Source organism: Streptococcus dentiloxodontae, from assembly GCF_053206925.1.
Genome location: NZ_JBRUHR010000001.1, coordinates 222,662 through 235,335 on the forward strand (window position 1 = coordinate 222,662; position 12,674 = coordinate 235,335).

Below are 12,674 nucleotides of genomic sequence, written 5' to 3' on the forward strand. Positions count from 1 at the left end.
GAATACTATCTTAAAACTAAATAACTATATCTTTAATTAAGCTTTTACAAATGTTAAAATAAAACTAACAGGTGTTAACAGAAATCAATTTTGCTGATTAAGAATTGAGGTGACTGAAAATGACCATGTCGGAATTGGAAAAATTAGAAGGTGGCTTACCTTACGACTTCACTGATGAAGAAGTCGATAAACGCAAATTGAGAGCTGTAGAAGGCTGTCAAAAACTTAACAATGTGAGTGTTTTAGAGACTGCTAAACGTCAAACTATGATAAAAGAGCTCTTTGGCTCTGTTGGAGACAATCCAACTGTTTTACCGGTTTTTAATTGTGATTATGGAAAGAATATCCATGTTGGCGATGATTTTCTTATCAATTACAATGGCATTATTTTGGATATTGCCCCTGTGGAAATTGGCAATCATGTTATGATTGGACCAAATACTTTGATTACAACAGTCGGCCATCCTCTGTCTCCGCAAGGACGAAGACAGCATTTGGGCAAGGCGCAGCCTGTAAGAATTGGCAATGATGTCTGGATTGGCGGAAACTGTACTATTTTGCCAGGAGTTACGATTGGAGATAATGTGGTTATTGCTGCTGGAGCAGTTGTAACTAAGGACGTAGCGGCTAACAGTCTTGTAGGCGGTGTACCCGCCAAGCTTATTAAAACAATTGAAAATGATCTTGAGGAAGAATAGGAGAAAATGATGTTAAATGTTGCCTTTATAGGGAATGGTAAAAGTACCAATCGTTACCATTTGCCTTTCTTACTTAAAACAAAGAAATTCCGCGTTAAGACTATCTATGCCCGCACGATAAAAGATGACTGGGCTAAATTAGCCGGCGTCCATTATACAACTAATATTGATGATGTTTGGCAGAATGATGATTTAGATTTGGTCATCATTACAACACCTAATCAATGGCATTATCACTATGCTAAGCTGGCCTTGGAGCACAGTCACAATGTTTTGCTGGAAAAACCTTTTACTGAGAAGCCAGAAGAAGCTAGAGAGCTGTTCCAACTAGCTAGGGAAAAAGGACTGATGATTCAAGGTTATCAAAACCGCCGTTTTGATTCAGATTTTCTAACTGCTCAAAAGGTAATTGAGTCCGGTCGTTTAGGACAATTATTGGAAGTTGAAATGCATTATGATTATTATAGACCAGAAGTTCCTGAATCTATTCAAGAATACTCAAGAGGAAGCAGCTATCTCTTCAACCATGCCTGCCATACTGTTGATCAAGTGCTTTCCTATTGGGGTCAGCCTCGGCATATTCATTATGATGTCCGTCAATTGTTAGGTCAAAATAGAATGAATGATTATTTTGATATTGATTTCTATTATGAACATCCTTTGAAAATTTCTGTGAAATCCAGTTATTTTAGACTGAAAGAACGTCCCAGCTTTGTTCTCTATGGGACTAAGGGAGTCTTTGTCAAGGAAAAGAAAGACCGCCAAGAATATGATTTGAAACACTTTTATTTGCCCGATCACGATGATTTTGGTCTTGATAGACCTGAAGATTATGGCCTTTTAACTTATCTAGACGAAAAAGATAATTATCATGAAGAAAAGGTTGTTTCCGAGATTGGGGATTATAGCCTTTTTTACCAAGCCTTATATCAAAGTTTGGCTGAGGGTAAACAAAAATTAGTTCAGGACGAGCAAACAATCAGTTTGATTGATATTCTGAATCAAGGTGCTCAAGAAATTGAAAAAAATGACGCATTATAAGGATAGGCTGTTGTGTCTTGTTCTCCTCACCTTAGTGCTCTATTTCATATTATAGTTATTTAGTCTATAACTAGTATTCCTAGCCTAGTCTGCCTTATACTCTTTGAAAATCAAAATATTACGTTGTTGACTTCAGCTTGCTGTACTTTTTGAGGAAAGGCAAGCTTTCCTTATTGCCATAACCTCAAAAGCTCCCCCGGACCTTTTGAGCTACCTGCGGCTCGTTGCGACACGAGGAGGTGAAATTGATATTATTTCACCAACGAGCTAGTAAGGTCTTTAGCCTGCTCCATAGAGCTTGGCGTAGAAAAGCCAGCATTAGCCGATTTTCTTAAGACGTTGCGACGCGAGGAGGTGAAATCGATATTATTTCACCAACGAGCTAGTAAGGTCTTTAGCCAACTCCATAGAGCTTGGCGTAGAAAAGCCAGCATTAGCCGATTTTCTTAAGACGTTGCGACGCGAGGAGGTGAAATCGATATTATTTCACCAACGAGCTAGTAAGGTTTTTAGCCAGCTTCATAGAGCTTGGCGTAGAAAAGCCAGCATTAGCGGATTTTCTTAAGACGTTGCCTCGTCTGATTTTGATTTTCTTTGAGTATTAGGCGGTCGACACGCCGGCAAATCTGCGGTTCCATGGCTAAATGGAAAGACTGGCTTTAGGTATAATTGCGTTGTTTCCTACAGATTGATAAAAAGTTGTCTTTGCTGTTTCAAAACGAAATGACAATTTTAAACTTTATTAATCAGCTTGATTTCTCGTATATTTTTTATATAATAATAATACAATAAGAAAAAGGAGAACTTATGAAAGTACATTTTCATTCATCTTGGAATTTATCTAAGAAACATATTATCACCTTGTCTTGTGCTGCAGCCTTGGCAAGTTTCTCTCTAGTCGCAAAACCCGCTTTTGCTGAGGAAACAGCATCAAGCGCTGCTGAAACGACTGAACTTGTGACAGCGTCAGCCAATACGACAGAAACTGTAAGTTCAGATGACTCTGTTCAAGCAGCGACAAGCGTTACTGAAACGGCAAATACTGAAGATTCTAATCAGACAGTGACATATACTGTGGAAACTGCTGTTTCAGACGATTCTAATCAAGCGGCACTAAGCGCTACTGAAACTGCAAATGCTGAAGAGTCCAGTCAGACAGCAACTGAAGCTGACAGTGATAACCAAGCTCCTGTTACTTCAGGCTATACCACTGCTGCTAACCAAGACAATTCAACTGGTGCCCATTACTACAGTGATGAAAAAGGAAATTGGTACTATGTTGACGCGAACGGCAACAACCTGACTGGTGCTCAAACGATTGATGGTGTTCAAGTCTACTTTGAAGCTAACGGTGTACAGGTTAAAGGAGGCCTACCAGCAACTAATACCGATTATTTGCAACGCTACTACGACCAAGATACAGGAGCTCTTTGGACTAACCGTTATGTCCAATACAAGGGTAAATGGTATTATGTTGGGGCAAACGGAGAAGTTCTTAAAGGGGCGCAAACCATCAATGGTGACGAGGTTTATTTCCACTCATACCATGGCTTCCAAATCAAAGGAGATTTTGAAGGTTACTTCACAGAAGCTTCTACACAAGGAGCTTATTATGATAAGGATACTGGTGCTAAAGTTACAAAAGCAGGATGGGTTCAGACAATTGATGGTAGCTACTTCTATCTTGATGATAAAGGTGAAAAACTATCTGGCTTGCAAACTATTGATGGAAATCTTTATTATTTCTTAAGCTCAGGAGCATCTAAGCGAATTAGAACGGGACGTCTAAGCAAAGATTATCTTGCATATTTTGAATCTAATTCTAAATATGCACGTGTTTATGGCTACAGCCCATATGCGAATATCACCCAAATTTATTATTTTGATGCGGAAACTGGTTCAGCGGTCAAGAATCGCTATGTCCAATATGGCAATAGCTGGTATTACTTTGGTGATGATGCCAACGCAATTATTGGAGAAGCGACAATTAATGGCGATACGGTGTATTTCCATAAAGATGGCAGACAAGCTAAAGGGGAGTTAGTTACCGAAAACGGTGTTACACGCTACTATGATCCAGATTCAGGCGCTCGTGTCACAAATACAACGCTGACAATCAAAGGTGTCACTTACAAATTTGATGAGCAAGGTACCGCTACAATCGTTTAAAATCTCAAAAATAAAAAGAACTTGAGTTAGAAAACTCAGGTTCTTTTGCTTCTTATCCTTTAATTGTTGGAAAATATCTATTACTCGGTATTTACCAAAATCTGTCCGTTGTAATAATCTAGGGTGATTCCTGATTGAACATTTGGAATAAAAACATTAAATTCCAAACTGCCATCAGATGATTTAGCCTCCAAATGAGTCCCTGAAGCAATCAGATGATCACCATCATAAATCAAGGTTACACGATAACGAACACGCTTATTGCTATCCAAAGCCCTACGAACTAGAGTTTCGTAATAGTTTTGTCCTGTTGAATCCTCGCTGTTTGCTTGATTGGCCCAAGCCGTCTGTACTGCAATATTGGCTTCATTTGAAGTGGAAGCGTCAAATCCTTTAAGCCCTCCTACTAAAGCGTAAGCAATCAAATGACCGCGATCAATGGCATGACTGTATTCTCCCGATAAGCCTTGTACTTGATGCCAACCTGCAGGAGTCCAAGAGGTCGAACCATTTCCAGTCTCCTCACGGCTTTTATATTGACGAGTATTTTTAGTCAAAAGTGCATTTGCAACCGTCGGCACCGTTTCTCCCTGAACTGTTTTCGTTTTATTATTGGCATAAGCTTTGCTGGATACTTTGGCATTCAAGTCCGTCTTGTTTCCTTTCACAATATAAGCACCGGCACCATTCCATTGCAAATCTGAGCCCAGCTGCGATTTGACATTTTCTGTTAGTACCGTTTCGGCTAATTTTTGTGAAGGGGTAGCTTCATTAACGGAAGAACCATTTGAGGTGACAGATGCTGATTGTCCAGTAACAAGACTGGCTATTTGTTTAACGGGATTATTGGGAGAGATACGATCACTAGTAGACACATATCCCAGAATTAAAATCAGAAGAGCTGCTGCGACAGAAAAGAGCTGCTGTATCTGTTTTCGACTTAATTTCTTTTTCTTTGCCATAATAAATTATCTCTCTAAAAATTTTCAATAAAAAGAAAGGGCTCAAACGTTTCACTCAAGTCCTTTCCTTATCTCAGTTGCCAATAAACTTATCCACAATGCTCTGCCATGTACTTGGTTTCAAAATATCCAAAGGGTTATTTCCTTCGCCCAGAAGCGAATAACCAATCATAAGACCAATAGCTAGAAAAAGAAGGCTTAACAAAAAAATGATAAAAATGAAGAGCAACTGTCTGAGAACATACTTTCCTCCAGTTTCCATAAAAACCTCACTCACTGATACGTTTAATATTAGCTCCTAGGGCAGCTAATTTTTCATGGAAGCGATAATAGCCCCTATCTAAGTGGCTTAATTTCCCAACAGTAGTTTTTCCCTGAGCTACCATCCCCATCAAAATAAGAGCCGCACTGGCACGTAAATCAGTTGACATAACGCGTGCACCTTGAAGATTGTGACCACCATGAATCATGGCTGTATCCCGTAAAATTTCTGAATGTAGTCCCATACGACGCAATTCTTCCAAATGCTGGAAGCGATTTTCAAAAACCGTTTCAATCATAGTTGATTCACCCTTAACAACTGCCATGAGAGCCGTAAATTGAGCTTGCATATCTGTTGGAAAACCCGGATGAGGTAACGTTTTCACCGTTACTGGTTTAAGTTTGCTGACATCAGATTGAACGCGAATACCTTCTGCTTCTTCTGTCACTTTTACGCCCATTTCCATTAATTTTGAAATAAGAGGACGATTATGTTCCCAGATAGCATCCTTGATCAAAACATCACCTGAAGTCATTGCAGCTGCTACCATGAAAGTTCCAGCCTCGATACGGTCTTGAACAACTGCATGTTCCGTCCCATGAAGTTTATCAACGCCTGAAATAACCAATGTTTCTGTTCCAGCTCCTTTGATATTGGCTCCCATTTTATTCAACAGCACAGCCAAGTCCACAATTTCAGGCTCACGCGCAGCATTTTCAATAACTGTTGTACCTTCTGCCAAACTTGCCGCCATCATCAAGTTTTGGGTTGCACCGACTGACGGAAAATCCAGATAAATATTAGTACCAATCAGTCTGTCAGCCGTTGCCGTAATGTCACCGCCTATTTGAGTAATTTTAGCCCCCATCGCCTCTAAACCTTTGAGGTGCAAATCAATAGGGCGGCTTCCGATTGTACAGCCTCCAGGCATGGATACTTTGGCATGACCGTTGCGAGCAAGAATCGGCCCTAAAACAACAATAGAAGCACGCATCTTGCTGACATATTCATAGGGTGCCTCATCCAAAATACTGCCACTGGCATCAACAGTAACCTGATTAGTCTCTTCGTCAAAATCAACAGCAATATCAAGACCGCGAACCACATTATTCATCGTAAAGACATCTGATAAAATGGGAACATTGCTTAAAACCGTCTGACCTTCTGAAGCAAGAATCGTCGCTGCCAATAAAGGAAGCACTGCATTTTTAGCTCCTTCAATGACCACTTCACCTGATAAACGGGTCTGGCCGCCTTCAACAATAATGTTATCCATAAGGAAAAATCCCTTCTTCTCAAAAAATTATAGTTATATACAATAGTATCAAAATACTCTTTTTAATTGCTTTTCATTTAAGAAATCGTCATCACAATTTCTTGGCTAAGCTGCAAAATAGCCAATAAGAAAGAAGAGACCAGATAGCCTAGAGCAATTGATAGAAAAAGCAAAAATAAACGAAGCTTCCCTTCATTCTCGGCCGGTATTTTAATTATTTTAGACCAATCAAAAAGACTAATCAGCATCTGGTAACTTAGGCTAATAAACACTAAATGACTGATAATAGTGATTGAAGTATTTATGATATTCATCTTTTTATTATAACATAGTTTAAGGTATTTCATTCGAAAAATAGCACTGATTGTATAAGCTCATAAAACCACAATGAAGTCAATATCTTTTCCAATCAAAACCACTCGTCAAACAGGCGTTTTATTGACCTCACTATTAGGGGAAACTCTAAATTGAGGAAAGTTACTTGGTTACCTCAAATCGTCAACTGGACGTTTTGAGTCCCAAACACTGCGCTTCGCATCTCCCATCTCCCCAGTTACTAAAAAGAGTTTGGAACGACTTTTGTCCCAAACTCTCCTTGAGTTTTTGTTATTCCGTTTGTAAAACACCATAGTTGGGAGAATCTTTTAACGATTTATCCCTTTAAAGTATCTTGAGGATGCTTATGTCAAAATAGCCTGAGGAGAGGCTGTTTCAGGTTAGCAGCTCAAAATAAGACTATGTTTTACCGAGCTTTGTTCCACTCTCTTAATCAAACTGTTATTGCTGCATTAAGTGCATCAGCCTTATCCAATTTTTCCCATGGAAGGTCAATATCGGTACGCCCCATATGGCCATAAGCGGCTGTTTGTTTGTAGATAGGACGTTTGAGGTCGAGCATTTGGATAATACCTGCTGGTCGAAGGTCAAAGACCTGACGCACTGCTGCTTCTAACTTGCTTTCAGAAACCGTATTGGTTCCAAAAGTATCCACACGGACAGAAACTGGCTGAGCCACGCCGATAGCATAAGCTAACTGCACTTCTGCCTTGCTGGCAAGACCAGCTGCAACGATGTTTTTCGCAATGTAGCGTGCAGCATACGATGCTGAACGGTCAACTTTGGTTGCATCTTTGCCAGAGAAAGCACCGCCACCATGGCGAGCATAACCACCGTAAGTATCCACGATAATCTTACGTCCCGTTAAGCCAGAATCGCCCTGAGGACCACCAATAACAAAGCGGCCTGTTGGATTGATGAAAAACTTGGTCTTGTCATCAAGATACTGGTCAGGAATAACTGTTTTAATCACTTTTTCAATGATATCATTATGGATTTGAGCATTGGTCACATCTGGGTCATGCTGGGTTGAGATAACAACGGTATCAACACGAACTGGCTTGTCGTTTTCATCGTATTCGACGGTAACTTGCGATTTGGCATCTGGCCGAAGGTAGGTAATTTCTCCCGATTTACGCAAATCAGCCAATTTCTTAACCAACTTGTGGCTGAGTGAAATCGGCAGCGGCATGAGTTCTGGCGTTTCGTCAATAGCAAATCCAAACATGAGACCTTGGTCTCCCGCACCAATCAAATCAAGCGGATCTTGATCTGAATCTCCGCGAACTTCCAAGGCTTCATTGACCCCCTGAGCAATGTCTGGTGACTGCTCAACCAAGGACGGGTGCACGCCAACAGAATCAGCTGCAAAGCCATATTCCGCATTGGTGTAGCCAATCTCAGCAATGGTATCACGTACCACACGGTTGATGTCCACATAGGCTGTAGTCGAAATTTCGCCAAACACATGGACAGATCCTGTATAAACAGCTGTTTCAGCTGCGACATGCGCATCTGGATCCTGACTCAAAACAGCATCCAAAATAGCATCGGATATTTGGTCTGCAATCTTATCTGGGTGTCCCTCAGATACCGACTCAGACGTGAAAAGTTTACGTTCTGACATAAAATGTCCCCCTTAAAATAATGATTCTCGTCATAAAAATCAAAAATTTTGACTTTTATCACGTGTTACTAGGTTACAAAGAACTGATGGAATATTTCCACCACCTTATCGGGACTTCATAACTCCACCATTATACCATGAAATGATGTTATTTTAATATAACTATTTTTTATGGGGTGTTAAAAATTTTCAATGATAATTCAAGCTCTTTATCAAAATATGGGATCAAACATTAGGTCTGACGAGATTTTTTAGCCGACTTGTATTATACTAATCTTATGAAAACTTATCAACGTGTATATGAACGCTTATTGACAAAGGCTAATTTTACTACTGGTGAGCAGCTTGCCTGCGATCTTGGAATTTCACGCACAGCGATTTGGAAAGCCATTCAAACCCTAGAGAAAAAGGGGCTGGTTATAGAATCTGTGAAAAAAAGAGGGTATCGCCTAATCAGCGGGGACTTACTTTCTCCTTATGCTATTTCACAAGCTCTCCATATGCCTGTTTATTACAAGGAAGATTCATTGTCTACCCAGCTAGATGCGAAAAAGGGGATTGAAACGGCTGCCTCTGTTCCTGCACTTTATCTAGCACCTAGTCAATCAGCAGCTAAAGGGCGTTTTGAGCGCAGTTTTTTTGCGGGAAAAACAGGGGGAATTTACATGAGTCTTCATCTCAAACCTAATTGCCATTATCCTGATCTTCCTCCTTATACCCTCATGGCAGCTTCCTGTTTAGTCAAAGCCATTCAGCGTCTGACTGGTATCGATACACAAATCAAATGGGTTAACGACATTTATCTGGATCAAAAAAAAGTAGCTGGTATCTTGACTGAAGCCATCAGTTCCGTCGAAACAGGTCTCATCACAGATATTATCATTGGTATTGGAATTAATTTTGCTATCACTGAGTTTCCAAAAGAATTGACCGGTAAGGTAACCAGTCTTTTTCCTGAAGGCCAATCAGCTATCACCCGTGACCAGCTGATTATTGAGATTTGGCGTCTTTTTCAGGATATTCCGCAAGCTGATCTTATCAAAGTTTACAAAGAAAAATCACTTGTCTTGGACAGGCAAGTGAGCTTTATGGATAATCAAAAGCAAATTAGTGGTAAGGCGACAGCTATTTCTGATCGCGGTGAATTGGAGATTACTTTCCCAGATGGCAGCAAAAGATGGCTGAGTTCTGGTGAAGTCAGTCTTACTTCTTGGTAGCCTTATCTACAGCTTTGGCAATACGAGAAATAATAAAAGTTGTATAAAGGCGACGTAATAAGAGATAACCAAAAAAGAGGGTAAATAGGATATGCCCGTGCTGAAAGCTAAGGTTGAACAAATAAGTTTCAATAGCAGTTTCCACGGTCAAAATAATAATCTGTTTATTCATAAACTTTATTATACAAAAATTAAGAGTTCAAGACAAGGTAAGTCTCTGAACTCTTTTTTAAAGAGAGTGGGATAAAGAAAATATCCAATGGATGTTTTCTTCATGAGCTTAAAAACAAAAAAGCGAATCGGAAATTTGAAGAATTTGATTTTGTAGTCCCACCCCCGCACAGTTGATTAGGGATTGATATGAACTAACGTTCATTGGATTAGATAAGCTCCAATAGTTTCCCAAACTGTTGGAGCTATCACTTGCGCAATTGAACACGAGCTGCGAGCTGTGGCAAAAAGATAATTTCTCCTAGAGTCTTGTGACTCTTCGTCAAAACTCCTATTTTGCCCTTGCTCGTAAACACTTTTTGCGACACTTCGTTTGGTTAGTCGCTCTTACTAACCAAACGAAGTTAGCGGGAGAGGTAGCCAATTCACTATGGTGATTGGCGTTTGTTATCAAGTGCTGAGCACTTAGATAACAATCCTCTGCCGTATCTTAATAATTGAACACGAGCTGCGGATAATACTAGAGTACGGCAAAGCGAGTTAACGAAGTCATAAAAGAAAAACTGAATGACTATATATGATAATCCTAGGGGCTTTTTATACGTAATCTTCACGATTACATTCTTCTGTGGGTGGTTGCACAGCAATCATCGTGGTTTGTCCCAGCCTCTTCAAAAGACATCAGCGAAGTTCTTCACCGATATGAAGTATTGAGATACTCTATTCGTTCTAATCTTTTCTTTACTCTTCAATTTCTACGATATCAGCAAGAAACTCTAGCTCGTTCGGAATGTAGGTCTCACGTTCTTCACGTTCCAGTTCTTCTTTGGGTTTAAGACTACGGGCAAACTCTGAACGTAAGTACTCAAATTCGGACTTAGGCACAGCCATAATATTGGGCGAAAAACCTGCAGCCGAACCCATAATATTGCCAAAAATGTCATTGAGATCTGAACGTTTCATAACCTGCTCTGCATTAAAAGCTGCATCAAAGGCTAAAATAGCATTTTCCTGATTAGCCAAAACGGGCTCAGATCCATTTAACAAAGCACGATGCTGGGGACTGATAGAATCTAAAATCTCATTCCAGGTTCCTTTGAGCGCTTCCAAACACTCTCTGGATTTTTTTGGATTTTCCATAGTCTCATGCATGATTTCCATAACCTTTTCGCGATTTACTTTATACTGGTAGGAAGCTGAGGCCTTTGGCGCAGATTTGGCAGAATTGGACTTGAGTTGTGGCTGTTTCTGCAAATTTTGGATGAGCTTTTGCATTTCCAGCACCTGATGGCGCAAACCGGCTAATTCTTCTTGTAAATTCTCAGGAAGTTCTTGGGGCATAGCAGAGCTGTGATCCGCCAGTTGAATAGTCATCATTTCAGCGTAAATCTTAGGATGCGTACCTGTTTTAATTTCAGGCAGAGCTTTTGTCACTGTCTCAATCATAGCGAATACTTGATTCTGTTCAAAGGACAGGTTTTCTTCAAAAATCTGTGAAGCATGCGTATTTTCGCCACCTGTCTGCACAATCAACAGATCCCGCAGGTATTCTAAGAGGTCAGTTGCAAAACGGCTCATAGATTTCCCACTGTCAAAGAGAACTTCTAAATTATCCAAAGCCTCTGTCGCTTTTTGCTGACGTATATTTGCTACATAATCATCTAAAGCCGCCAGACCAATTGAACCCGTGATTTCCTCAGCAACAGCCACAGTAACTTGATTGTCTGCAGATAAAGACAAGGCTTGATCTAAGATGGATAAAGCATCTCGCATTCCCCCTTCTGCTCGACGGGCAATCAAAGTCAGTGCTTCTGCTTCATAACCAATTTTTTCCTTATCAAGAATATCAGCTAGATGCTCTTGAATAGCTGATAATTTGATAGCCTTAAATTCGAAGCGTTGCACACGCGACAAAATAGTGGCTGGAATCTTATGCAGTTCTGTTGTCGCAAGAATAAAAACCACATTTTCCGTCGGTTCTTCCAAGGTCTTCAAAAGGGCATTGAAAGCACCTGTTGAAAGCATATGCACTTCATCAATGATATAAACCTTGTAAGTCGCACGACTGGGGGCATAGGTTGATTTGTCCCGAATATCACGAATCTCATCCACACCGTTATTGGAAGCCGCATCAATTTCGATAACATCTTCTAAACTGCCATTGGTAACATCACGGCAAATATCACAATGGTTGCAAGGCTCTCCATTTTCTTGATTAGGACAGTTCATAGCCTTGGCAAAAATCTTAGCTGCGCTGGTTTTTCCAGTACCGCGCGGGCCCGAAAAAAGATAAGCATGGCTGATTTTCCCAGTCTCTACTGCTTGTTTTAAAGTGGTAGAGATAACGGTTTGTCCTACCATTTCTTCAAAAGTCTGACTACGATATTTTCGATAAAGCGCTTGATACATTAATCTTCTACTCCAAACATTTCAAAATTCCAAACGGTCTTCTCCAATAAGACCGCTATAAATTTTTCAAGATATTCTTGGTCAATTTCATCATAATCGTCTACAAGATCAGAATCTAAATCCAAAACGCCAAGTAAGTTATTTTTGCTAATAATAGGAATAACGATCTCAGACCTAGCAGCTGAATCGCAAGAAATATAATTGTCATGCTTTGCTACATCAGGGACAATAACCGTCTTACCCTTGATGGCTGCTTCTCCGCAGACTCCCTTACCCAGAGCAATCCTAACACAAGAGACTTGTCCCTGAAACGGCCCCAAAATCAGCTCGTGTCTATCATACAAGTAAAAACCAGCAAAAACAGAATGAGGCAGTTCTTTTTTAATTAAAGCAGATGCATTTGACAAATTAGCAAGAACGTTACTCTCAGCAGCAAACAATCCCTCTGCCTGCTCCAGTAAAAGCTGATAAGTCTTGATTTTTTTCTCGTATTTCATATTTTCTAT

General features: G+C 40.1%; 12 protein-coding genes. 4 read left to right on the plus strand and 8 right to left on the minus strand.

Annotation, left to right across the window (positions count from 1 at the left end; translation table 11 throughout):
• Window positions 1–119: 119 nt before the first annotated feature.
• From ACVRZ8_RS01025 to ACVRZ8_RS01035, 3 genes are all read left to right on the plus strand, one after another.
• Window positions 120–698, plus strand: a complete 579-nt coding sequence (locus ACVRZ8_RS01025; RefSeq protein WP_447447464.1) for a sugar O-acetyltransferase — start codon at window positions 120–122, stop codon at window positions 696–698.
• 9 nt (window positions 699–707) lie between these two features.
• The gene (locus ACVRZ8_RS01030; protein WP_447447551.1) at window positions 708–1,739 is read left to right on the plus strand and encodes a Gfo/Idh/MocA family oxidoreductase; all 1,032 of its coding nucleotides are present in this window, start codon (window positions 708–710) and stop codon (window positions 1,737–1,739) included.
• A gap of 807 nt (window positions 1,740–2,546) precedes the next feature.
• Window positions 2,547–3,908 carry a hypothetical protein gene (locus ACVRZ8_RS01035; RefSeq protein WP_447447465.1) on the plus strand — a complete coding sequence of 454 codons (1,362 nt, stop codon included), beginning with the start codon at window positions 2,547–2,549 and terminating at the stop codon, window positions 3,906–3,908.
• An 80-nt stretch (window positions 3,909–3,988) separates the two neighbouring features.
• Here ACVRZ8_RS01035 and ACVRZ8_RS01040 read toward each other — a convergent pair whose 3' ends face one another.
• The 5 genes from ACVRZ8_RS01040 to metK all read right to left on the minus strand — a co-directional run bounded on the left by ACVRZ8_RS01040 (window position 3,989) and on the right by metK (window position 8,371).
• On the minus strand, window positions 3,989–4,870 hold the full coding sequence (locus ACVRZ8_RS01040) for a DNA/RNA non-specific endonuclease (RefSeq protein WP_447447466.1): 882 nt from the start codon (window positions 4,868–4,870) through the stop codon (window positions 3,989–3,991).
• A 73-nt stretch (window positions 4,871–4,943) separates the two neighbouring features.
• Window positions 4,944–5,132 (minus strand): DNA-directed RNA polymerase subunit beta, encoded by a 189-nt coding sequence (locus ACVRZ8_RS01045; RefSeq protein ID WP_447447467.1) that lies wholly within the window; start codon window positions 5,130–5,132, stop codon window positions 4,944–4,946.
• Window positions 5,133–5,139: 7 nt separating this feature from the next.
• The gene (murA, locus tag ACVRZ8_RS01050) at window positions 5,140–6,408 is read right to left on the minus strand and encodes a UDP-N-acetylglucosamine 1-carboxyvinyltransferase (RefSeq protein WP_447447468.1); all 1,269 of its coding nucleotides are present in this window, start codon (window positions 6,406–6,408) and stop codon (window positions 5,140–5,142) included.
• 77 nt (window positions 6,409–6,485) lie between these two features.
• Window positions 6,486–6,722, minus strand: a complete 237-nt coding sequence (locus tag ACVRZ8_RS01055) for a DUF1146 family protein (RefSeq protein ID WP_447447469.1) — start codon at window positions 6,720–6,722, stop codon at window positions 6,486–6,488.
• Between the two features lie 455 nt (window positions 6,723–7,177).
• Window positions 7,178–8,371, minus strand: a complete 1,194-nt coding sequence (gene metK, locus ACVRZ8_RS01060; RefSeq protein WP_447447470.1) for a methionine adenosyltransferase — start codon at window positions 8,369–8,371, stop codon at window positions 7,178–7,180.
• Between the two features lie 278 nt (window positions 8,372–8,649).
• On the opposite strand from metK, the gene birA reads away from it, so the two are divergent.
• Window positions 8,650–9,588, plus strand: coding sequence for a bifunctional biotin--[acetyl-CoA-carboxylase] ligase/biotin operon repressor BirA (gene birA / locus ACVRZ8_RS01065; protein ID WP_447447471.1), 939 nt, complete (start codon window positions 8,650–8,652; stop codon window positions 9,586–9,588).
• On the opposite strand, the gene ACVRZ8_RS01070 is transcribed toward birA, so the two are convergent.
• The 3 genes from ACVRZ8_RS01070 to msrC all read right to left on the minus strand — a co-directional run bounded on the left by ACVRZ8_RS01070 (window position 9,575) and on the right by msrC (window position 12,665).
• Entirely contained in the window at window positions 9,575–9,760 is a 186-nt protein-coding gene (locus ACVRZ8_RS01070; protein ID WP_447447472.1) for a DUF3272 family protein, read from the minus strand. The two genes, birA and ACVRZ8_RS01070, sit on opposite strands and share 14 nt — an antisense overlap.
• A 740-nt stretch (window positions 9,761–10,500) precedes the next feature.
• The gene (gene dnaX / locus ACVRZ8_RS01075; protein ID WP_447447473.1) at window positions 10,501–12,168 is read right to left on the minus strand and encodes a DNA polymerase III subunit gamma/tau; all 1,668 of its coding nucleotides are present in this window, start codon (window positions 12,166–12,168) and stop codon (window positions 10,501–10,503) included.
• Window positions 12,168–12,665 carry a free L-methionine (R)-S-oxide reductase MsrC gene (msrC, locus tag ACVRZ8_RS01080; protein ID WP_447447474.1) on the minus strand — a complete coding sequence of 166 codons (498 nt, stop codon included), beginning with the start codon at window positions 12,663–12,665 and terminating at the stop codon, window positions 12,168–12,170. The genes dnaX and msrC overlap by 1 nt, the downstream gene beginning before the upstream one ends.
• Window positions 12,666–12,674 lie beyond the last annotated feature (9 nt).